The organism is Cloacibacterium sp. DMC96 (genome assembly GCF_056313765.1).
Genome location: NZ_JBQUZQ010000002.1, coordinates 106,535 through 129,007, shown reverse-complemented (window position 1 = coordinate 129,007; position 22,473 = coordinate 106,535). Strand labels below are relative to the sequence as shown.

The following is a 22,473-nucleotide window of genomic DNA, read 5'->3' as shown; positions in this document are numbered from 1 at the left end:
TTATAAAAGTAAGAAATTTTAAAATTCGAACATCATATAATTGCATTTGATTAAATTTCCTTATAATTTAGCATTTCTGTAAATTATGAAAATTTCAAAATCACATCTTTTAGACGGAAAAACTATTTCCATTACAGGTTCGAAAAGCATCTCGAATCGATTACTTATTTTGGGCAAATTATTCGGAGATTTAAAAATAGAAAACCTTTCAAATAGCCAAGATACTCAACTTCTGCAAAAAGCACTGAACGAAGATGCTGAAACGGTAGATATTCATCACGCCGGAACGGCAATGCGTTTTTTGACCTCATTTTATGCCATTCAAGAAGGAAGAAAAACCATTCTTACGGGTTCGGAAAGGATGAAGCAAAGACCCATAAAATCATTGGTTGACGCATTAAGAGAATTAGGCGCGGAAATTAATTATCTGGAAAATGAAGGTTTCCCGCCTTTAGAAATTCAAGGAAAGAAAATTGAGAAGAATTTTGTAAAAATTCCTGCCAATATTTCTTCACAGTTTATTACTTCGCTTTTGTTAATTGGCGCTAGTCTGGAAAACGGTTTAGAAATAGATTTGCAAGGCGAAATTACCTCTCGTTCTTATATCAAAATGACCTTAAAAATTTTAAAAGACATTGGAGTTGAAACACGTTTTGAAGGAAATACTATAAAAATATTAAGTGCAGCGTCGTCTTTATCGAATCAAAAATTAGATAGGCATTATCACTCTTCTAAGATTAAGCATTACACCGTAGAAAGTGATTGGAGTTCTGCTTCTTATTTTTATTCTTTGGTGGCAATTGGTAAGAAAAAAATGCATCTCAAGAGTTTTTATGCTCATTCATTACAAGGAGATTCTGCTTTGAAGGAAATTTATTTGAAATTTTTTGGAGTAAATACCATTTCTGATGCAGGAGAGAATAAAATTACATTACTTCCAGATACTCATTTTCAATATCCAGAAAAATTTGTTTTGGATATGAATGATTGTCCAGATATTGCACAAACGGTTTGTGTAACGTGTGTTGCGCTAAAATTACCTTTTGAAATTTCTGGTCTAGGAACTTTGAAAGTGAAAGAAACAGATAGATTGATTGCACTTCAAAATGAATTAGAAAAAATAGGTTGTAGAACAGAAATTACCGAAAACTCCATCAAATCTCTAGAGTTTTTTGAACTGAAGAGTGAGATTTATATAGCCACTTACAATGACCACAGAATGGCGATGAGTTTTGCGCCGTTTGCTTTGGTAAAAGAATTAGACATACAAAACGAAGACGTGGTAGAAAAATCTTATCCAGATTTTTGGACGGATTTTTTTGAAATTACAGAGAAATCGTAATGACCATTTATACTAAAAAAGAATAGTCGATGACAATAATAATAACTGGAACTTCCACAGGAATTGGCTTTACACTCGCTGAATATTTCGGAGAAAAAGGACATAAAGTTTTTGGCTTAAGTCGAAAAAATGTGGAAAGTCAATATTTTACTACGATTCCAACCGATATAACAGATAACACACAAGTTCAAGCTGCGATTTCAGATATTCTAAAAACTGAAAGTAGAATAGATGTGCTCATCAATAATGCAGGAATGGGAATGGTAGGCGCTGTAGAAAATTCTACCAAAGAAGACATTTTGAAGCTATTCAACCTGAATTTAGTTGGGGCAGTGCAAATGATGAGCGCGGTAATGCCAAAAATGCGGGAACAAAAATTCGGAAAAATTATTAACGTTTCGAGTATAGGTTCTGAAATGGGACTTCCGTTTCGTGGATTTTATTCGGCTTCGAAATCTGCGCTGGATAAAGTGGTAGAAGCAATGCGTTACGAAGTATATCAATGGAATGTAGAAGTTTGCAGTTTACATTTGGGAGATATTAAAACCAAAATCGCAGAAAATAGAGTGAAAACTCAAGTTTCAGAACCGTATAAAAATGTTTTTGACAAAGTATATTCTTTGATGAATGCTCACGTTGACGAAGGAACCGAACCTTTGGAAGTGGCACTTTACATCGAAAAATTATTAGAAAAAAAATCTTGGAAAGCACATTATTATTTCGGGAAGTTCGGGCAAAAAATTGGCGTTCCTCTCAAATGGATTCTTCCTCAGAAAACCTATGAAAATCTGATGAAGAAGTATAATAAAATGGATTAGCCAACTTAATCCTTCAAGGATTCTAAATCCTTGAAGGATTGGTAATACTAATTCAATGAAAATTTGCGTTCTTTGCGTAATCATATTTGCGACTTTGCGTGAAAAAAACTCTTTACATATTTCTAATTTTTCTTCCTTTTTTTCTGAAATCCCAACAGAAACAATTCATCTTAATAGATGCTCAAACAAAAAAAGAATTTGTAAAAAAAGACTCACTTTCTGCAGTGAAATTTCTAGATTCTTTGGCGGAAAACAATTACTATTTTACTAAAATTTTAAACGTAGAAAAAGCTGGCAAAATCACCAAAATCAATTTTGATAAAGGCAAAAATTTCAATGAAGCCAAAGTGATATTTTCGTCAGAAACTGCTTTGTTTTTAAAATCAAAACCTGAAATTTTTACCAAAAATTTAGATTCTCTCAAACAAAATATCAACCAAAGATACACCAATGAAGGTTTTGCATTCAACCGAGTGAAAACACAATTTTTAGGCTTTGAAAATGATGTTCCGAAAGTTGAAATTTCGGTTTTCAAAGGAGATAAAAGGAAAATTAATGGTTTTGTTTTGCAAGGCTTCACCAAAGTTCCGAAACGCTTTGTGAAGAATTTAGAAAAAGAATTTGCAGGAAAAACGTATGATGATGACAATCTTCTCAAAATCAATTCTCGGTTAGAAAACCATCCTTTTTTGATTCTAGAAAAAACTCCACAAACGCTTTTTACCAAAGATTCTACGCAGATTTATCTTACATTTCAGAAGAAAAAAGCCAACAATTTTGACGGAATTATCGGTTTTGGAAATAATGATAAAAAGAAATTTAGCTTTACAGGAAGCATTAATCTTAACCTAAAAAACGTTTTCAATAGTTTCGAAAGCATCTCGTTGTACTGGCAAAGAAACCAACAGAGCGGACAAAACTTCGATTTGCAAACCGATATTCCATATCTTTTTGGTTCTAACATCGGTACCAATCTCAATATCAATATTTACCGTCAAGATTCCACTTTTGCCAATGTGAAATTTCGTCCAGCGTTGTATTTTCATCTTTCGTCCAAGCAAAAAATTGGAGCGAGAGGAAATTTTGAAATTTCTTCTATTTTAGATGATACTTATACTTCTGGACAAGATTTTAGCAAAAAAGGAATTGGAGCTTTTTACGAATTTACAGAAACTTCGGAAGAGCCGCTTTTTGTTTACAAAACCAAAATTATTGGCGAGGCAGATTTACTCAGTTCTTTTTATCAAAATTTAGATAAAACTTTTCAACAAACCCGTTATTTTCTCTTTGCAGAGCGTAATTTTCATCTCAAAGGAAATCATTATTTCAATATGAAAGCAGAATCTGCAATGTTGGATTCAGATGGAGAAATCACTACTAATGAACTTTTCAGAATTGGTGGTTACAATTCATTGCGAGGTTTTAACGAACAGTCTCTTTTTACAGATTTTTATGCTTTTGGAGGCGTAGAATATCGTTATTTGGTAAGCAATCAAGCGTTTTTTGATGTTTTTGGGCAATTGGCTAATGTGAGAAATTCTTCATTGAAAACTACCTCTAAACTCTACAGTTTCGGACTTGGTTTTAATTTTTTATTACCGATTGGTTTGATGACTTTTCAAATATCAAACGGACAAGAATTTAATAATCCATTTAAATTCCAAGACACTAAAATTCATTGGGGAATCATCAGTAAGTTTTAAATTTCTCTAAAAAAATTTTCTTTAAATCGCTGTAAATAAGGCGAAATTCCCAGAATGTTAAAATTTTTTAGAGTCCTTATGTTTCTTCTAACAATTATTAACACTTGAAAAAAAAGTTTAATAGAAGTTTAACTATAATTTTAGTTATCAACGTTTTATTTAGTCCGAAAAACAAAGTATTTTTGCTCCATATTTATGAAGCGAATTTTATCACTAAGCTGTTTGCTGTTTTTAACTACAATAAGCGCTCAAACTTTTTCTGGAACTCTATTTATGCGAGATAAATCTTCTTTCTATCTCAACCAGATTTATGTTACCAATCTCAATGAACAAAGAACTTATCTTACTTCTTATACTGGAGAATTTAAAATTCCTGCAAAAGTAGGAGATGTAATAAGATTTACCTCAATTGTTTCGGAGCGAAAAGACATCAAAATTACTCCTCAATTGCTTGAAAATCCTCGAAATTTGATAGAACTCGAAGTGGCTTATAGAGAAATTCAAGAAGTGATTTTGAGTAGATTTAAACCTACGGGAAATCTTAGAAAAGATGTTCGCACTTTAGATTCTAAAAAATCTTCTCTTGAAATAGCGAAAATAATAGGTTTACCAGCTCCAAAAGGCGATGGAACTCCGCCAATAACTCCAGTTGCAAGCTTAGCGAATGGAGGTTTAAGTATCGGTTTAGAAAGTCTTTATGATGTAATTTCTGGGCAAGCTAAAAAAAAACAAAGGCTTCAAGAATATGAAAGAATGCAAATTGGCATTAAAAATATTAAAGCTTATTTGGGTGATGATTATTTTACCAGATTAAAGGTTCCCGTGCATTTAGTTGATAATTTTCTGCAATTTGTATATACTTCTGATAATTTGAAAATTTACTTAGATGTGGCTAATTATGAGGCAATAAAGGTTTCTATAGAGAAATATTTGCCTATTTATCAAAAGAGATTACGAAACTCTCATCTTCAAGAAATTTTTAACTAACTAATAGTTGTTAGTTGAAATTTTTAATATAAAACATTTATCATTATGATTTTTATCGCTTTTTAACATATTTTTTATCTTCTGATATAAAAATAGTTATATATTTGTCTCCCTAATCGAAATATTTGTGGGGAAGAATAAGTTAGCAAGGTTTGAAGAAAATAGAAAACTTCCAAATGTAATACAACCAAGTAGAGCGGATGCCTTAGGTGATTTTGAACTTAAAGGTAAATGGAGAGAAAGGGTTTTTAAAAACAATAATCCTATTGTTTTAGAACTTGGTTGTGGGAAAGGTGAGTATAGTGTAGGAATGGCAAAGGCTTTTCCTGAGAAAAATTTTATCGGAGTAGATATTAAAGGAGCAAGATTTTGGTTTGGAGCAAAAGAAGCTGTAGAAAAAGGTTTAAATAACGCAGCTTTTTTACGCACCCAAATAGAATTGATAGATTGTTTTTTTGATGAAAATGAAGTTGATGAAATCTGGATTACCTTTCCAGACCCTCAGATTAAATACAGAAGAGGGAAACATAGACTCACCCATCCAGATTTTTTAAATCGCTACAAAAAAATTCTGAAACCTTCCGCAATTATTCATTTGAAAACAGATTCTGAGTTTCTGCATGGTTATACTTTGGGAATTTTACAAGGATATGGCCACGAAATTCTAACCGCTCACCATGATATATATGGAGCACCAGAATATGAACCAGACACTCTCTATCTAAGGGAAATTAAAACTTATTATGAGGAATTGTTTTCTGCTAAAGGCAAAACCATTACTTATATTAAGTTTAGGCTCTAAAAATCGAAATAAAAAGTATAAAAATGAAAAGAGTGATTGTTTTATTTACGGCATTATGTGTCGTACATTTCTCGGCTCAAGAAAAAATGGAAAAAGAGCAGCCGATAGATAAAAGTCAAGTGACTACAAAAGAAGCGATTTCTTTATTAGAAAATAAATCTACTCAAGAGTCTGCAGAAATTAAGAAGGTTGTTATTAAACCTAAAACTGATAAAGAAGAAGAGGCTGCTTTTGAAGCTCTTATGAAATCTGAAAATGAGAAAAATAAGAAAGCTTTAACCGCGCAAGTGCTGAATGAAATGCTAGGAAGTGATGAAAGTGACGCTTTAAGCCTTTTATTGGTGAAGAATGTGTCAGAATGCAATATGGTTCTGAAGGTGGTAGGAAAGACAAGTTATAATATTCCTATTCCTGCAAATGGTCAAAATGCAATTATGGTAGAAAAAGGGGTGTATCAATTGACAGGTAAGGTTTGTGAATTACAGTATGAAACCCAAAAAGATTTGAATAAAAATCTTTTGGTAGCTATTAAAAGAATGGAAGATTAAAAAAAATAATTAACAAAAAAAACTCTCAAGAATTTCTTGAGAGTTTTTTTTGTATGATCTTCGAAAAATTATTCAGCGTCAAAGTCTTTATCTGCATCAGCAGTTACTTTTTCACCTTCTTTAGATTTTTCTTTATCAGCTTTTCTTTGAGATTGACCTTCTTTGATAGATTCTGATACTACAGAAAGAATCATGTCAATAGATTTAGAAGCATCATCGTTTCCTGGAATTACGAAGTCTACTTTTCTAGGATCTGAGTTAGTATCTACGATACCAAATACAGGAATACCTAATTTTTTAGCTTCAGTTACAGCGATGTGTTCTCTCATGATATCTACTACGAATACAGCAGAAGGAAGTCTAACCATGTCAGCGATAGAACCTAAGTTCTTCTCTAAGTTAGCTCTTTGTCTGTCTACTTGTAATCTTTCTTTTTTAGATAAAGTTTCGAATGTACCATCTTTCTTCATTTTATCGATAGCGTTCATTTTCTTAACCGCTTTTCTGATTGTAACGAAGTTAGTTAACATTCCACCTGGCCATCTTTCAGTGATGTAAGGCATGTTAAGTTCTGATGCATGTTTTGCTACTACTTCTTTAGCTTGTTTTTTAGTAGCCACGAAAAGAACTTTTTTTCCTGCAGAAGTAATTTTTTCTAAAGCGTTGCAAGCTTCATCTAATTTCACTGCAGTTTTATGCAAATCGATAATGTGAATACCGTTTTTCTCCATAAAAATGTATGGAGCCATATTAGGATTCCACTTTCTAGTCATGTGACCAAAGTGTACGCCTGCTTCTAATAAGTCTTTAACTTGTGCTTTTGCCATTTTTTTAATTTTTGTTAGTTTACGTTCCGCTTTTAAGCAATCAACTTTACGTTGGATGGGAGTAAAGTTTGGGTGCTAAACATAACGGGCAATTTTTGTAATAATTTGTAAATAAACCGAGAAAAAAGATTAACGTTTTGAGAATTGGAATCTCTTTCTTGCTTTTTTCTGACCTGGTTTCTTTCTTTCTACCATTCTAGCGTCTCTAGTAAGAAGACCAGCTGGCTTAAGCGCTAATCTGTTTTCTTCATTAATTGCACATAATGCTCTAGAAATCCCTAGTCTAATTGCTTCAGCTTGACCTGTAATTCCACCACCGAAAACGTTTACAGTAACATCGTACTGACCTACAGTTTCAGTTAATAAGAACGGTTGGTTTACTTTATATACTAACATGTCAGTACAGAAGTAAGTTTTTGCATCTTTACCATTTACAGTGATGTTACCAGTACCTGGTTTCACGTAAACTCTAGCTACAGAAGTTTTTCTTCTTCCAATCTTGTGAACTATAGACATAATTATTTAATTTCGTTAAGGTTAATAACTTTTGGTTGCTGTGCTTCGTGCTTATGCTCAGACCCAGCGTATACATACAAATTCTTGTAGATAACACTTCCTAATTTGTTTTTTGGTAACATTCCTTTTACAGATTTTTCTACCAATTTACAATTGTCTTTTTTGTGCACTTCTTCAGCAGTTAACGATTTTTGACCACCTGGATATCCAGTATGCCAAATGTATTCTTTGTCTGCCCACTTGTTGCCAGATAAAGCAACTTGTTCTGCATTCAAAACGATTACGTTATCACCACAGTCTACGTGTGGAGTGTAATTCGTTTTGTGCTTACCTCTCAAAATCTTTGCAACTTTAGAAGCTAATCTTCCTAACGGTTGCCCAGCTGCATCTACCACAACCCATTCTTTCTTAGCGGTAGCTTTGTTAGCTGATACGGTTTTGTAACTTAATGTATTCACTTATTATCGTTTACGATTAAACATAATTTTCCCCTAAAAAGGTGTGCAAAGGTATTAATTTTTTTTGGAATTGAAAAACTTTATCAAGATTTAAACGTAAATTTAACCTTAAAAAATTAATTTTCAATCTCTTAATGACTTGTTGTTTCTGAAACTTGCCAGTAAATAATACCCCACAAATACTATAGAAAACTTAAAAACAGAAGGTAAAGACTTTTCTAAATCAAAAATGAAAGCGCCAATCAGTACTAAAAAAATCATCGCGCCAAAAGAAATTCCTAGTTTTTTCGGCAAAGAAATAACGGGATTGTCTAAATAAAAAGCCATTCCCCAAGCTAATCCGAAAGCAAAACTGTAAAAAAGTTCTAGCCATAATCCACCACTTTCTAGTAAAAAATGATTGATTAAAAAACTGATTAAGGTTCCTGCTATCGTGTATAATAAAGCTCTCTTCATGTTTTAAAATTTTTACAAAAATACTTAATTTTTCAATTCTCGGGATTTTTCTATCTTTGAGACCTATCGAAAAGTTATTTATGGAAACCCAAAAATATCAACCTAACAACAAGGTAAGAGTAGTTACAGCAGCCTCACTTTTTGACGGGCATGACGCTGCCATTAACATTATGCGAAGAGTGATTCAAGGAACAGGATGCGAAGTTATTCACCTTGGTCATGATAAATCCGCTGAAGAAGTAGTAAACTGTGCTATTCAAGAAGATGCAAACGCTATTGCACTTACGTCTTATCAAGGCGGTCACAATGAATATTTTAAATACATCTATGATTTACTTCGTGAGAAGAATTCCCCTCAAATCAAAATTTTTGGTGGAGGTGGTGGAGTAATTCTTCCCGAAGAAATTAAAGATTTAATGGAGTATGGAATCGACAGAATTTATTCTCCAGATGATGGTAGAGAAATGGGATTGCAAGGAATGATTGATGATTTGGTTCAGAAATCTGATTTTGCTACAGGCGAAAATATCACCGTTTCTGACATTGAAAATATCAAATTTGAAGATGCTAAATCTATCGCTCAAGTGATTTCTGCAGTAGAAAACTTCTCAGATGAAAAACCAGAATTGGTTGAAGCATTAAAAGAGAAAGCAAAACATTTCAATATTCCAATCATCGGAATTACAGGAACTGGTGGTGCAGGTAAATCTTCATTAACAGATGAATTGGTGCGTAGATTTTTAAGAGCAAACGCTGATAAGAAAATCGCGATTATTTCTGTAGATCCTTCTAAAAAGAAAACGGGAGGCGCGCTTCTCGGCGATAGAATCAGAATGAATTCTATTAATGATTCTAGAGTTTACATGCGTTCTATGGCTACTCGTGAGAACAATGTTTCGGTTTCGCCTTACATTCATTCTGCATTAGATGTTTTAAAAATTTCTAGTCCAGATATTATCATTTTAGAAACTTCGGGAATTGGTCAATCTGGTTCAGAAATTACTGAAATTGCAGATGTTTCTATGTATGTAATGACGCCAGAATATGGTGCTTCTACGCAGTTAGAAAAAATTGACATGCTAGATTATGCAGATTTAATTGCATTGAATAAATCTGACAAAAGAGGAGCTTTAGATGCCATTCAAGCGGTGAGAAAACAGTTTCAGCGTAACCACCAATTGTGGGAAACGCCATTAGAAGAAATGCCAGTTTTTTCTACGAAGGCAAGTCAGTTTAACGATTGGGGAACTACCGCTTTGTATAATGCATTGATTGAAAAAGTAAATGCTAAATTCACTTCATTAGATTTAAAATCATACGAAGAACAAAACGTTTCGGAAGAGTCTACCATTATTCCACCGAAAAGAGTTCGTTATCTTTCTGAAATCGTAGACAATAATAAAAATTACGATAAACAAGTTGAGGAGCAAGCGCTAATTGCTAAGAAAATGTACCTTATCGATGGTGCGAAAGCACTGATTACAGATGATGAACATACTACAGATAAACTAGAAAAAGTTTTCCTAAAAACCAAAAAAGAACTTTCGGAGGAAAACAGGTTGTTCCTTCAAGGTTGGCATCACTTCAAAGAAGAAATGCAGCAAGATAGTTTCTCTTATTTAGTTCGTGGAAAAGAAATTAAGGTAGAAACCAAATACGAATCTCTTTCTCATCTTAAAATTCCAAAAATTGCTTTGCCAAAATTCCAAGATTGGGGAGATTTAATCCGTTGGAAAGGGCAAGAAAACGTTCCAGGTGCGTTTCCTTACACTTCGGGAATTTATCCTTTCAAAAGAACAGGTGAAGATCCTACCAGAATGTTTGCAGGTGAAGGCGGTCCAGAACGTACCAACAGAAGATTCCACTATGTTTCGGCGGAAATGCCTGCGAAAAGACTTTCTACAGCGTTTGATTCTGTGACTTTATATGGTCAAGATCCTGCATTCCCACCCGATATTTACGGAAAAATTGGAAATGCGGGAGTTTCTATCGCGACTTTAGATGACGCTAAAAAATTATATTCAGGTTTTGATTTAATCAATGCATTGACTTCAGTGTCGATGACGATTAATGGCCCTGCTCCAATGATTTTGGCATTTTTCATGAATGCAGCCATCGACCAAAACGTAGAAAAATACATCGAAGAAAACAATCTTTGGTCTAAAGTTGATGAAAAACTCAAAGCAAAATTTGATGATAAAGGTTTAAAAAGACCAGTTTATAATGGTAATTTACCCGAATCTAATAATGGTTTAGGTCTTAAATTGTTGGGTTTAACAGGTGATGAAATTGTAGATGATGAAACATATCAAAAGATAAAAGCAGAAACTATTGCAACGGTTCGTGGAACAGTTCAAGCGGATATTTTGAAAGAAGACCAAGCGCAGAATACTTGTATTTTCTCTACGGAATTTGCTCTGAGATTAATGGGAGATGTTCAGGAATATTTCATTCAAAATAAAGTGAGAAACTTCTATTCGGTTTCTATTTCAGGTTATCACATTGCTGAAGCTGGTGCAAATCCAATTTCTCAGTTGGCGTTTACATTGGCAAATGGTTTCACGTATGTGGAATATTATTTGAGCCGAGGTATGAATATCAATGATTTTGCTCCGAATTTATCGTTCTTCTTCTCTAATGGAATTGATCCAGAATATGCGGTAATCGGTAGAGTAGCGAGAAGAATTTGGGCAAAAGCAATGAAACTTAAATATGGAGCTGATGAAAGAAGCCAAATGTTGAAGTACCACATTCAAACTTCTGGTCGTTCACTTCACGCACAAGAAATTGATTTTAACGATATCAGAACCACGCTTCAAGCGTTGTATGCAATTTATGACAACTGTAACTCGTTGCATACCAATGCTTATGATGAAGCGATTACCACGCCAACTGAAGAATCTGTACGTAGAGCAATGGCGATTCAGTTGATTATCAACAAAGAATTAGGTTTGGCGAAAAACGAAAATCCGCTTCAAGGTTCTTTCATTATTGAAGAATTGACGGATTTGGTAGAAGAAGCAGTTTATGCAGAATTTGACAGAATTACAGAACGTGGAGGAGTTCTAGGAGCTATGGAAACCATGTATCAGCGTTCTAAAATTCAGGAGGAATCGATGCATTATGAATGGCTAAAACATACAGGAGAATATCCAATTATTGGTGTAAATACTTTCCTTGGGAAAGATGGTTCACCTACAGTTTTACCAGGAGAAGTAATTCGTTCTACTGAAGAAGAAAAGCAATTGCAGATTCAGAATTTAGAGAACTTCCAGAAATCCAATGAAGATAAAACTCATGAATGGTTGCAGAAACTTCAAATGGCTGCCATCAATCAGAAAAATTTATTCGAAGTGATGATGGAAGCAGTAAAATATTGTTCACTCGGACAAATTACCAACGCACTTTTCGAAGTGGGCGGAAAATACCGAAGAAACATGTAGCCGAAGTCAATAAAACTTATTTTATGAATTACTACAAATCTTTTCTAATATTTTTTCTGAGCCCGTTTTTGTTATTTGGACAAAAAAAAGAATTTTTGATACTAAACAATGTAAAAGATATAGAAAGCACGTATTATTCAAAGTCAATATTAGATAATTCATCTAAAAATAATGATGTAAGTCAAGCTCATTTGTTGAGGTTATTTAATATTAAGGGCGATATTTCGGATGCAAATCAAGTTAAAATTTTGTTTTGAAAGGTGATTCTTTACAACTATTATACGGTAACAACCAAACAAAAGATTTCAAATATAAAAAGTACAAAAAATATATTGAGGTTTCTTTTGAGAATGAAAATATAAACATTCCTTTAATATATCAAAAAACAAATATTGATAAATTAAAATTAGGATTAACTAAAGATAATAACATTCTTGTGAAAAAAAATGTTGAAAGTGGTGGTGCAATATTTATTTTCGGTGATGGATATGGTTTTACAAGTGATTATGTTTTTACAGAATATAATAGATATAGTGATGTTAAGCCATTTTCTATAGATGGGAAATGGGGCATTATACATAAGAATGATACCATTATTAAACCTCATTATGATGCCACATCTATATTTGAATCTAAATATATTCTTGTAAAGTCAAACAAAAAATGGGGACTATTAAATCAAAAAGGAGAATCCATAATTCCAATTATTTATGATAATATTCTAAAAATTGACGATATTGATGACAAAATATTTTATGTAATGAATGATGGGAAGGTTGGGCTTGTAAATAACAACGGAAAAGAAATTGTATCTCCAATTTATGATAGAATTTCAAGATTTAATGATGATTATTTTGAACTAGAATTGAATCAAAAATATGGTTTGGCTACCACAGAAAAAGTTATTTATCCTGCGCTTTATACTTATTTAGGTGGTTTAAGTAGAGGGAAAATTTGGGAAAGATACTTAGATAAAGAAAATAAATACATTACAGCAAAACGAGATGGTAAAGATGTGATCTTAGATTCATTAGGTTTTGAATATCAGACAAATATAAAAATTCCTAAATTCGATTACGGACAAAATATATTTCCTATTAAAGAAACTGCAAAAAAAGTTTCTAACGAGTGATAAAATTCTATTATAGAAAACTACAATCACAATCAACAAAACCTCTTCGAAGTGATGATGGAAGCGGTGAAATATTGCTCTCTCGGACAAATTACCAACGCACTTTTCGAAGTGGGTGGAAAATACAGAAGAAATATGTAGTTTCGACTTCGCTCAACTACCGATTATCATTAAAATAAAAATCTCCAGAATTTTCTGGAGATTTCTTTGTTATAATTGACTTGCAATTCCTTCTACAAAGGTTTTGGTGAAATCTTTGTTCATGGCTTTTCGGTGTTCAAATTTTGGAATCACTAGATTTTCGGTGAGTTGTTCTGTGGTTTTTCCTTCTGCGAGAGTTTTTTTGATGTAATCTGCGCTGGCTTCTAAGAAATTTCTCATTTCGGTGAGATTTTCTAGATTTCCTTTAGTGAGATTTTTATCTGGAGCATGTCCGAAAATAAATAAAGTATCTTTATCAAAAGTAGAAATAGCTTTTTCTAAAACAGAAATCCAACTTCTAAAATTAGAACCATCTTTTACGCGATAAACAGGAATCATGTTGATGAACATTAAATCTCCCATGTGAACCACATTGTCTTTTTCGAAATGATACATCGCGTCTCCAAAAGTATGTCCTGCTCCGAAATGATAAGCGGTTACTCTTTCTCCACCAGATTTGATAAGATATTGGTCTTCAAATAAAATATTGGCGTAAACTTGTTTGTCTACATTTTTAGCAAGTTCTGCTGCATTTTTCTGCAATTCTGGAACATTCTTTTGTGCCACAATTTTTTGAGTCAAATTTTTAAAGGCAAAATTTCCTGCAGTGTGATCTCCGTGATGATGCGTGTTGCAAAGAAACTCAATCGGTTTTCCTTTGACTTGAGAAATAGAGTCAATTAAAGGTTGGATAAAATCTGGAAATTGAGAATCAATAACTACAAATGAATCTTTGGTTTCTAACAAACCTACGGTTCCGCCACGATTGGTGAAACTGCTTACATTTCCTCTGATTTTAGAAATGTCCCCTTTTGAAGATTTTAAAACTTCAAAAATAGCTCTCTGAGAAGAACAAGACCATAATTGAGGCAAAATAGCAACGCCTAAAGTTGCGCCAAGAGAAGTGGTAAGAAATTCTTTGCGATTCATGATATTATTTTTGACGAATTTAATTATTTATACGTTAAATAGTCTTAAAATTTATAATTTTTATTCGTAGAATAATATCTTTGTCTTTTTAACATAATAATTAAATGAGAGGAGAACAAAACATTATTAACGACTTAAAAAACTGGAAGGAACTCATCAAACCTTATGCTACACCAGAAGTAAAATTAGCAAGAAAAGAGGTTTGGAAAACGGTTTTACCTTTCGGTTTGCTTTTTATAGCAGCAGCTATAGTTTATGAATTTCAATTTTGGGGCGCTTTAGGAATTTGCTTTTTGGCAGGATTATTTTTAACCAGAATTTTTATTATTCAGCATGATTGCGGGCATCAATCTTTTTTTCCAGACAGAACTAAAAATGATAGAACAGGATTTCTAATGAGTTTGATGACGTGTATTCCATACAAATATTGGGCACGTTCTCATAATCATCATCACGCACACCAAGGTCAATTAGATACCAGAACCATCGGAGATGTTACCTTGTTGACGGTGAGAGAATACAACGAACTTTCTAATTGGGGAAAGATTAAATACAGAATTTATCGTTCGGTTCCCGTGATGTTTGTATTTGGGCCGATTTACTATATTTTTATTCACAATAGAATTCCTTTTATCAAATTTAAAGGTTGGGAAAAAGAGCGTTTAACGCTGTTGAGAACCAATTTATACTTATTAGGATTTTTTGTCATTTTAGGAGTGATTTTAAGTTTGCCGACTTTTGACCTTATCGAAGGATTCAAAAAATTAGCACTTTTATATATTCCTATCCTTATCACGTTTGCGTTTACAGCGATTTGGTTTTTTTACATGCAACATCAGCACGACCCAAATTACAAAGCATGGAAAGAAGATTGGCAATATCTTTTAGCAGCAATTAAAGGAAGTTCTTATTATAAATTGCCAAAAATTTTCAACTTTTTCACAGGAAATATAGGGTATCATCACATTCATCATTTGGCTCCGAAAGTTCCTTTCTATAAATTAGAAAAGTGCAGCAAGGAGAATCCTATTTTCCAAAAATATGTGACGACTATAACGTTATTAAGCAGTGTAAAATATGCTTTTTATACACTTTGGGACGAAGAAAATTACAGAATGATTACCTTCAGACAACTGAAAACCATTCCTGTAAAAGCTTAAAATTATTTCACATGATATTTCAAACCTTCAAGATTTTCTTGGAGGTTTTTTGTTGAGGTTAAAGAAAAGCCCTACAAAAGATTTTGTATCTTTGAAAAGACAAATTCAGGAGGATGAAAGACGTAAAAATAGAATTCAGAAAACCAATGTATCCCGTAAATCCAGAATTGATGGATTATTTGGAAAAAAATCATCGACTTACCAATATCAGATTTTATTATGATGATTTATTGCGTTTTTCAGATTATATGCCCGTTCATGATAAAGATGGCAAGGATACACTTTGGCTTAATGTTTATTACCCTGAATTTGAACACGCCGAAATCGAAGCCAATCTCAACAAAATTTACACGCTTTTACATTCTGATGGAGATGTCGATGTACTCCCTTTTTTGAAGGTAGATTCTATTCATTTTTGTACGTTTGGAAATTCTAAACCGTTCAGAATTAGAGTGAGAAACATTCTGAATGATAATTACACCAATTTTTATATTAAAAAAGCTGATGCTTCAAGAATTTATGGTTTGGAACTAGAAGAAATTCTTTCACCAAATCGTATCAATTTTCTTTTGTATAAAGACACTTTAATAGAAGAACATATTTTAGGAATTCCTGGAGATGTTTTTATAGAAAAACATTTAGACCAATGTTCACCTCAAGAAAAAGCTCAAATTGCCAAAGAATTTGTGAAATTTAACGAAAGATGTCTCATCGGTTTACTCGGAGATATGCGTTCTTACAATTACGTTGTGATTCCTACGCATGATTTTGACCAAGTAGTGTATAGAATTCGTCCGATTGATTTTGACCAACAATGCTATGAAGGAAATCTCAAAATTTATCTGCCTCAATATTTCAAAGAAAATAAAAAAATGGTAGAAATGGTTTATGATAGACTTAAACCTAATTCCATCGAACAATACCGAAAAGAAGTTCGTTCTGCCATTGCAAAACGCGCCAGTACAGACGGAAGGTTGCCTCATTTGCTAGAAATTATGAAAAGAGATGAGATTTCTAAACCAGAACATGTAGAAGAATTGAAAGCAGGATTGCACAAACTTACTTATAGCATTCAGTTCAAAAAATGTGAATCTATGGGCGAAATTCTAGAATCTGGACTCAATTTTGTGATTAGAAATTATAAAAATTCTAACATAAAAAAATAAAAAAACCGAACTAAGACGTTCGGTTTTTTATTTAGAATTTATTTTTTGTTAAAATCTCCGGCATACACTGAAGTAAGTTTATCTAGAGAAATATATTTTCGAAGAGCTGCATTTACTTCATCTAATTTTAATGCCTGAATTTTTGTATTTACATCATCAAAATTATCTAGAGAAATTCCATACTGTAATTTAGTATTTACCAAATTCACAAGAGTATTTTCCATGCCTAACATTGTAGTTCTTTGGTTAGAAAAACTTTTCTTATTAGCATCTAATTCTTCTTGTGTAAATCCGTCTTTCAAAGCTTTTGCGACTTCTTCTTTCAAAGCATTTTCTACAGCATCTCTTTTTGTAGGATTTAGAATCGCATAATAGCCCCAAGAAGCTACGTCATTGTTAAGAGGAACATCAATAAAAGAACCAGCTCCATAAGAAATTCCTTCTTTTTCACGAAGACGAGTTGGGATTCTTGCAGTAAGGAAACCTCCACTTCCTAGAATTTCATTGGCCATTGTTAAAGCTGCATAATCAGGATGGTCTTGTTTCATTTTAAGACTTAAAGTTCCAAGTGCTACTGCATTTTCTTTGTCTGGAGTTATTATTTTTTTGTCTGCTTTTTGAGTTTCAAAATAAGTTGGCATTGCTTCTACAAATTTAGATTTAGCCACTAATTTTCCGAAAACATTTTCTAAAGATTTAGCAACTACATTTTTGTCTAAACTACCAATGATAGTTCCGTAACCATTACTCGTTCCAAAAATGTTTTTGTAAAAATCTACTACTTGTTCTCTTGTTACTTTCTTATAATCATCTATTTGTTCTTGTAAACTTGGAGTATAGAAAATACTTGTTTTAGAATATGGATTGGCTAATCTTTGTAATTCATTTTGTGCAATAGCTTGTGGATCTTTTATTTGTCCTTCTAGCCAAGTATTGGTTTCGGTTACAGATTTTTCTAATTCATTTTGAGGGAAAGTAGAATTGTTTAAAATATCCTTAATCAATTCCATAATTTTAGGAAAATGCTCATTGTAAGTAGAGAAGCTAAGGTACAGATTTTGTCCGTAGCTGTTGAAATATAGGTTAGACTTTGTTTGGTCTAATAAATCCTGAATTTGCTCTTTGGTTCTGGTTTTAGTCCCTGCTTTCAGTAAATTTGCAAAAAGACTTCCAACTTCTGCTTTTCCTACTAAATCTTTTTCGTTTCCTAGCATAAAACGGAAAGTTCCTTGTACTTTATCACCTTTTAATTCTTTGTTGATTAAGCCATATTTCATCCCGTTTGAAAGTTTACCTTCGGTAAGATTTTTCTTAAGATTTGCAATGCTGGCTTCAAAAGGTGCAGGTTCTTTTTCTATCGCTTTTCCTTTGTAATTATTGGTAAGAGCCGCAATTTGGTTGTCTCTAAATTCTGCGGGTAACACTCTTTCTTCATTAGCAGAAGGACGGAAAATACCTATAGTTCTATTGTTAGATTTAAAATATTTTTGAGCCACTCTATTAACGTCTGCTAGAGTAAGCGCTTCTACATTATCTCTGTAAAGAAAAGCAAGTTTATAGTTTCCAGCACCAATAATTTCAGTTAAGTTAATTGCAAAATTGATGGTATTATTTTTAGAATTTTCTATATTCTTTAGAAGTTTAGCTTTTGCTCTTTTTAAGTCGTCTTCTGTAAATTTGATGGTGGAAATTTTGTCAAGTTCAGTTTTCACTAATTGTGTAGTTTCGTCTAGATTTTTGTCTTTAGAAACATCAAAGTTGAAATACATTAAACCAGGATCCCTAAGTGTAGGGAGATAATTCCAAATGGAAGATACTTTTTTGGTTTCTACTAGATTTTTATACAAATAACCAGAAGGGTCTGCCGTAAGAATTTCGCCTAATGCTTCTATTGCAGCATAATCTTTGTCTGCATAAGCTGGAGTATGATAGCCTACAGCTACAATTTGACTTTCATTATTCCTTCTGATTTCAAAATATTTTTCGCCATTTTGGGCAGGTTCTACAGTATAAGTTCCTCCTAATTCTCTTGCTGGTTTTGGTAATACTGAAAAATAATCACTAATGTATTTTAGAGCATTATTTTCATCAAATTTTCCTGCAATAATTAATGTAGAATTATCAGGTTGATAATATTTTTCGTAGAATTTTTTAAGAGTTACAGCTTTTACACGTTCTATGTCTTCTTTGCTTCCAATAGTAGAATTTCCGTAATTGTGCCACATATATGCATTAGAAAAAACACCCTCCATCATAACTCTGGTCGGACTATTTTCTCCCATCTCGAATTCGTTTCTTACTACAGAAAACTCTTTATCTAAATCACTTTGAAGCATAGTTGCGTTAAGCATTCTGTCTGCTTCCATTTGTATTGCCCATTTTAGGTTTTCATCATTCGATGGGAAAACTTCGTAGTAATTTGTTCTGTCATAGTAAGTGGTGCCATTAGCAATTCCACCTTTATCAGTCAATTGTTTTTTTATATCGCCAAGGTTTTTGGTAGATTTAAAAAGCATGTGTTCTAATAAATGAGCCATTCCTTTCTCTCCATACCCTTCATCTTTAGAACCTACATTATAAACAATGTTTACCACCATGTTACTCTGAGATTGATCAGGAATTAATAGCACTTTCATGCCATTGTCAAGAGCGTATTCCTTTATTCCTTCAATATTAGATAAGAATTTAGGAGAACTAGCTTTTTGAGCAAATACAGAAACGGAAGTTCCTAGCATAAAGCTCATTGCAGTCATTAAAAGAAGTTTTTTCATAAAATTTGATTATTAGGTTAAAAAAGTCCTTCACAATAAGACTATTAAGTTACAACATTTGTTACAAATTAATTAATAAATTTGCATCAATGAACATAGAAAAAATCATTTTGGGAATTGACCCAGGAACTTCTGTAATGGGTTTCGGGATTATCTCTGTATATAAAGGAAAAATGAAACTCATTGCCATAGATGAATTGGTAATGAAAAAAGAACCCAATCATGAAACGAAACTCAAAAGGATTTTTGACAAAACTTTAGCTTTAATAGACGAATTTCATCCAGATGAAGTTGCGCTAGAAGCACCATTTTTCGGGAAAAATGTACAATCTATGCTCAAACTAGGACGAGCACAAGGTGTGGCAATGGCTGCAAGTCTTCACCGTGATATTCCCATCACCGAATATTCTCCCAAAAAAGTGAAAATGGCGATTACTGGAAACGGAAATGCGAGCAAAGAACAAGTAGCAGGAATGCTACAAAATCTTCTTGCGATGAAAGAATTTCCTACCAAATATCTTGATGCTTCTGATGGTTTAGCAGTGGCGGTTTGTCATAGTTTCAATTTGGGAAAACCTGAAAATGATAAAAATTACACGGGTTGGGCAAGTTTTTTGAAACAAAATCCTGATAGAATTAAGTAATTTTCAGATTTCTAAATTTTGTAAAATTAAATTTTAGTTTACTGTAATTCAATAATTTAAAATTGTAAATTGATTTTACAAGTATTTTACTGTGTAAAACCTAATACTATTCGTAACATTGTTGCGTTATTATTCGACCAATCAAAAAATATTCCTATGGAAAATAAAACGCAAACTCCAGATAAAAACATCCCAACCAAAAACGGAATGTATCACCAAATGAACGGATTTCAGAAATTTCTGATGATGTGTTCTGGTTCTAATCTACATATTTTACAAAAATCTCCTAGCGAATGGAATAAATACGCAGGAATTGGCGGAATTGTTCTCTTTACCGCAGTTTTTGCTACACTTTCTGCAAGTTATGCCATGTTTACGGTTTTTGAAGATGTTTGGATTTCGACTGGATTTGGGATTTTGTGGGGATTGATGATTTTTAATCTCGATAGATATATTGTCTCTTCCATCAAAAAAACGGGTAGTTTTTGGAATCAGTTTTTCATGGCAGTTCCGCGTTTGATTTTGGCAACTTTTCTTGGAATTGTGATTTCAAAGCCTTTAGAATTGAAAATTTTTGAAAAAGAAGTCAATAAACAACTCAATACCATTATTCAAAGAAATAAAACCGAATTGCAGAAAACCATGAACGGTAGAATTTTGCAACAATCTGGTCCTTTTGCAGAAGAAAAACAGAAGATTCAGAAACAAATTGCCACTTATCAAGCTTCTTATGATTCTGCTACGTTGGAATTAGAAAAAGAAATTCTAGGAACAAAAACGGGTTTAACTTCAGGAAAAGTAGGCTTCGGAACGAATGCTAAAAGAAAATCTGAATTGAAAGAACAGCGCAGAAAAGATTTAGAAAATTACCAAAAACAAATGGAGCCGAGATTGAAATATCTGGATTCTCAAATTTCTGGAGTGTATCAAAATCTACAAACCGAACAGAAAAATTCTGAACAAGCAGAAAATAAATTTGATGGTTTTGCTGCGAGATTACAAGCGCTTTCTGAATTGGGAGATACTAATTCTATCATGGCTCTTGCATCATTTTTCATTATGATGATGTTTATTACGCTAGAAATTTCGCCTGTTTTGGTGAAGTTAATTTCTTCAGTTGGACCTTATGATTATCTTCTCGACAAAACCGAAAACGATTACCGACTATATTCTAAAGAAAAAATAGAAAAAGGAAATGCTGCTACCGATTTTAGAATAGACGATTTTAAAAATAATCTGGGGAAATAAAATTTCGAAAACCTGCGATAATTCAGCCGCATAAAATTTCTGGAAGTTTTTTCAAGTGATAATTTTGCATCGTCAAATTATATATGAAAAGTGCTATGCAGAATTCGGGAAAAAGATGGTTTATTGCCGTAATGGCGACTTTAGTGCATCTATGTTTAGGAACAGTTTACGCGTGGAGTTTTTTCCAGAAAACCGTCTCCGAAACTTTTGGTTGGAGCAATTCAGAAACAGCTTGGGCATTTAGTTTAGCCATTTTTATGTTGGGTGTCACTGCAAGTTGGGGCGGACAAAATTTACAGAAATTTGGGCCGAGAAAATTAGCGTTAATAGGAGCTTTTCTCTACGCTTTTGGTTATATCATATCTTATTTCGCTTTGCAAAACGAAAGTTTGTGGTTGCTGTATTTCGGGTATGGAATTGTGGGCGGAATTGGTTTAGGTTTGGCTTATGTAACACCAGTTGCTACGGTTTCTAAATGGTTTCCAGACAAACAAGGCTTGGTTACTGGAATGGTGGTAATGGGATTTGGATTGGGCGCTTTACTCATGTCAAAACTTCTCGCGCCAATATTTTTAGAATATTTTGAAAAAGATTTAGCCAAAACTTTCCTTGCAATTGGGATTACTCTTTTGGTTCTTCTTCCGTTTTTTGCCAATTTTCTGAACTTGCCAACAGAAGAAAAATCGACAGAAATTTCAGCCGAAAAATTAAGTGCTACTAAAGAAATTCTCTCTCCCAATTTTATTTTCATTTGGTTGATTTTCATGTTTAATGTAGTTGCAGGAATGATTTTTATATCGTTTCAATCACCTTTATTGCAAGACTTATTGAAAGCCGAAAACGTAAATATAGACACCGCAACGCTAGAAAAAAGTGGAGCTACTTTAATTGCAATTAGTGCATTATTCAATGGTTTAGGAAGATTTTTCTGGGGAAGTATTTCAGACAAATTAGGAAGAGTAACCACTTTCAGATTATTACTTTTGATAGAAATGGGCGTTTTTGCTTCTTTAATTTTTATTAAATCACCCATTTTATTTTCTGTAGGAGTTTGTTTGATTTTACTTAATTATGGAGGAGGTTTCGGCGTTTTACCATCTTTAATTAAAGATTTTTTTGGAACAAAACTGATGCCGATAGTTTACGGAGCAGCACTTACAGCTTGGGGAGTTGGTGGAATTTTAGGCCCACAAATCACCGCTTACATGAAAGACCATTTCTCTGAAGATGCAGGACTATATGCCTATAAAGTAGCTTTGGTTTTAATAGCTTTGGGAATTGGATTATCGTTTTTTGTGAAAAATAAAAAAGCTCAATAAAA

General features: G+C 32.9%; 19 protein-coding genes. 13 read left to right on the top strand and 6 right to left on the bottom strand.

Going from position 1 to position 22,473, the window contains the following annotated elements:
• Positions 1 to 85: 85 nt before the first annotated feature.
• From ACT53I_RS09375 to ACT53I_RS09350, 6 genes are all read left to right on the top strand, one after another.
• Positions 86 to 1,342: a 3-phosphoshikimate 1-carboxyvinyltransferase gene (locus ACT53I_RS09375; RefSeq protein WP_476079461.1), complete on the top strand. Its 1,257-nt coding sequence runs from the start codon at positions 86 to 88 to the stop codon at positions 1,340 to 1,342.
• Positions 1,343 to 1,371: 29 nt separating this feature from the next.
• Positions 1,372 to 2,160, top strand: coding sequence for an SDR family NAD(P)-dependent oxidoreductase (locus ACT53I_RS09370; RefSeq protein WP_476079460.1), 789 nt, complete (start codon positions 1,372 to 1,374; stop codon positions 2,158 to 2,160).
• Between the two features lie 224 nt (positions 2,161 to 2,384).
• A complete protein-coding gene (locus tag ACT53I_RS09365) occupies positions 2,385 to 3,863 on the top strand; it encodes a BamA/TamA family outer membrane protein (RefSeq protein ID WP_476079459.1) in 1,479 nt (492 codons plus the stop codon).
• Between the two features lie 195 nt (positions 3,864 to 4,058).
• A complete protein-coding gene (locus ACT53I_RS09360; protein ID WP_476079458.1) occupies positions 4,059 to 4,850 on the top strand; it encodes a hypothetical protein in 792 nt (263 codons plus the stop codon).
• 127 nt (positions 4,851 to 4,977) lie between these two features.
• Entirely contained in the window at positions 4,978 to 5,652 is a 675-nt protein-coding gene (gene trmB, locus ACT53I_RS09355) for a tRNA (guanosine(46)-N7)-methyltransferase TrmB (RefSeq protein ID WP_476079457.1), read from the top strand.
• A 23-nt stretch (positions 5,653 to 5,675) separates the two neighbouring features.
• Entirely contained in the window at positions 5,676 to 6,200 is a 525-nt protein-coding gene (locus ACT53I_RS09350) for a DUF6759 domain-containing protein (RefSeq protein WP_476079456.1), read from the top strand.
• Between the two features lie 68 nt (positions 6,201 to 6,268).
• On the opposite strand, the gene rpsB is transcribed toward ACT53I_RS09350, so the two are convergent.
• The 4 genes from rpsB to ACT53I_RS09330 form a co-directional block, all read right to left on the bottom strand.
• Positions 6,269 to 7,027 (bottom strand): 30S ribosomal protein S2, encoded by a 759-nt coding sequence (gene rpsB / locus ACT53I_RS09345; RefSeq protein WP_069800987.1) that lies wholly within the window; start codon positions 7,025 to 7,027, stop codon positions 6,269 to 6,271.
• 129 nt (positions 7,028 to 7,156) lie between these two features.
• Positions 7,157 to 7,543 (bottom strand): 30S ribosomal protein S9, encoded by a 387-nt coding sequence (gene rpsI / locus ACT53I_RS09340; protein WP_069800989.1) that lies wholly within the window; start codon positions 7,541 to 7,543, stop codon positions 7,157 to 7,159.
• 2 nt (positions 7,544 to 7,545) lie between these two features.
• Positions 7,546 to 8,001 carry a 50S ribosomal protein L13 gene (rplM, locus tag ACT53I_RS09335; protein WP_069800991.1) on the bottom strand — a complete coding sequence of 152 codons (456 nt, stop codon included), beginning with the start codon at positions 7,999 to 8,001 and terminating at the stop codon, positions 7,546 to 7,548.
• Positions 8,002 to 8,124: 123 nt separating this feature from the next.
• On the bottom strand, positions 8,125 to 8,457 hold the full coding sequence (locus ACT53I_RS09330; RefSeq protein ID WP_476079455.1) for a hypothetical protein: 333 nt from the start codon (positions 8,455 to 8,457) through the stop codon (positions 8,125 to 8,127).
• 80 nt (positions 8,458 to 8,537) lie between these two features.
• Here ACT53I_RS09330 and ACT53I_RS09325 point away from each other — a divergent pair, with 80 nt between their 5' ends.
• Positions 8,538 to 11,900, top strand: coding sequence for a methylmalonyl-CoA mutase family protein (locus ACT53I_RS09325; protein ID WP_476079454.1), 3,363 nt, complete (start codon positions 8,538 to 8,540; stop codon positions 11,898 to 11,900).
• Positions 11,901 to 12,153: 253 nt separating this feature from the next.
• Positions 12,154 to 13,032, top strand: coding sequence for a WG repeat-containing protein (locus ACT53I_RS09320; RefSeq protein ID WP_476079453.1), 879 nt, complete (start codon positions 12,154 to 12,156; stop codon positions 13,030 to 13,032).
• A gap of 210 nt (positions 13,033 to 13,242) precedes the next feature.
• On the opposite strand, the gene ACT53I_RS09315 is transcribed toward ACT53I_RS09320, so the two are convergent.
• A complete protein-coding gene (locus ACT53I_RS09315; RefSeq protein WP_476079452.1) occupies positions 13,243 to 14,163 on the bottom strand; it encodes an MBL fold metallo-hydrolase in 921 nt (306 codons plus the stop codon).
• Between the two features lie 104 nt (positions 14,164 to 14,267).
• Here ACT53I_RS09315 and ACT53I_RS09310 point away from each other — a divergent pair, with 104 nt between their 5' ends.
• Positions 14,268 to 15,323, top strand: a complete 1,056-nt coding sequence (locus tag ACT53I_RS09310; protein ID WP_476079451.1) for a fatty acid desaturase — start codon at positions 14,268 to 14,270, stop codon at positions 15,321 to 15,323.
• A gap of 113 nt (positions 15,324 to 15,436) precedes the next feature.
• Complete coding sequence (locus tag ACT53I_RS09305; RefSeq protein ID WP_476079450.1) at positions 15,437 to 16,489, top strand: hypothetical protein; 1,053 nt, start codon at positions 15,437 to 15,439, stop codon at positions 16,487 to 16,489.
• A 38-nt stretch (positions 16,490 to 16,527) separates the two neighbouring features.
• Here the strand turns inward: ACT53I_RS09305 and ACT53I_RS09300 are convergent, their stop codons facing one another.
• Positions 16,528 to 19,260 (bottom strand): M16 family metallopeptidase, encoded by a 2,733-nt coding sequence (locus ACT53I_RS09300; RefSeq protein ID WP_476079449.1) that lies wholly within the window; start codon positions 19,258 to 19,260, stop codon positions 16,528 to 16,530.
• 89 nt (positions 19,261 to 19,349) lie between these two features.
• On the opposite strand from ACT53I_RS09300, the gene ruvC reads away from it, so the two are divergent.
• From ruvC to ACT53I_RS09285, 3 genes are all read left to right on the top strand, one after another.
• Positions 19,350 to 19,904: a crossover junction endodeoxyribonuclease RuvC gene (gene ruvC, locus ACT53I_RS09295; protein ID WP_476079448.1), complete on the top strand. Its 555-nt coding sequence runs from the start codon at positions 19,350 to 19,352 to the stop codon at positions 19,902 to 19,904.
• Between the two features lie 156 nt (positions 19,905 to 20,060).
• Positions 20,061 to 21,152, top strand: coding sequence for a DUF4407 domain-containing protein (locus ACT53I_RS09290; RefSeq protein WP_476079447.1), 1,092 nt, complete (start codon positions 20,061 to 20,063; stop codon positions 21,150 to 21,152).
• A gap of 83 nt (positions 21,153 to 21,235) precedes the next feature.
• Positions 21,236 to 22,471, top strand: a complete 1,236-nt coding sequence (locus ACT53I_RS09285; RefSeq protein WP_461377019.1) for an L-lactate MFS transporter — start codon at positions 21,236 to 21,238, stop codon at positions 22,469 to 22,471.
• Positions 22,472 to 22,473 lie beyond the last annotated feature (2 nt).

Excerpts from the sequence above, each read along its gene's own strand:
- ACT53I_RS09285 (WP_461377019.1), top strand. The coding sequence starts at position 21,236 with ATGAAAAGTGCTATGCAGAATTCGGGAAAAAGATGGTTTATTGCCGTA.
- ACT53I_RS09350 (WP_476079456.1), top strand. The coding sequence starts at position 5,676 with ATGAAAAGAGTGATTGTTTTATTTACGGCATTATGTGTCGTACATTTC.
- rpsI (WP_069800989.1), bottom strand. The coding sequence starts at position 7,543 with ATGTCTATAGTTCACAAGATTGGAAGAAGAAAAACTTCTGTAGCTAGA.
- ACT53I_RS09300 (WP_476079449.1), bottom strand. The coding sequence starts at position 19,260 with ATGAAAAAACTTCTTTTAATGACTGCAATGAGCTTTATGCTAGGAACT.
- rpsB (WP_069800987.1), bottom strand. The coding sequence starts at position 7,027 with ATGGCAAAAGCACAAGTTAAAGACTTATTAGAAGCAGGCGTACACTTT.
- ACT53I_RS09375 (WP_476079461.1), top strand. The coding sequence starts at position 86 with ATGAAAATTTCAAAATCACATCTTTTAGACGGAAAAACTATTTCCATT.
- ACT53I_RS09290 (WP_476079447.1), top strand. The coding sequence starts at position 20,061 with ATGGAAAATAAAACGCAAACTCCAGATAAAAACATCCCAACCAAAAAC.
- ACT53I_RS09305 (WP_476079450.1), top strand. The coding sequence starts at position 15,437 with ATGAAAGACGTAAAAATAGAATTCAGAAAACCAATGTATCCCGTAAAT.
- ACT53I_RS09330 (WP_476079455.1), bottom strand. The coding sequence starts at position 8,457 with ATGAAGAGAGCTTTATTATACACGATAGCAGGAACCTTAATCAGTTTT.
- ruvC (WP_476079448.1), top strand. The coding sequence starts at position 19,350 with ATGAACATAGAAAAAATCATTTTGGGAATTGACCCAGGAACTTCTGTA.
- ACT53I_RS09310 (WP_476079451.1), top strand. The coding sequence starts at position 14,268 with ATGAGAGGAGAACAAAACATTATTAACGACTTAAAAAACTGGAAGGAA.
- ACT53I_RS09370 (WP_476079460.1), top strand. The coding sequence starts at position 1,372 with ATGACAATAATAATAACTGGAACTTCCACAGGAATTGGCTTTACACTC.
- ACT53I_RS09315 (WP_476079452.1), bottom strand. The coding sequence starts at position 14,163 with ATGAATCGCAAAGAATTTCTTACCACTTCTCTTGGCGCAACTTTAGGC.
- ACT53I_RS09325 (WP_476079454.1), top strand. The coding sequence starts at position 8,538 with ATGGAAACCCAAAAATATCAACCTAACAACAAGGTAAGAGTAGTTACA.
- ACT53I_RS09360 (WP_476079458.1), top strand. The coding sequence starts at position 4,059 with ATGAAGCGAATTTTATCACTAAGCTGTTTGCTGTTTTTAACTACAATA.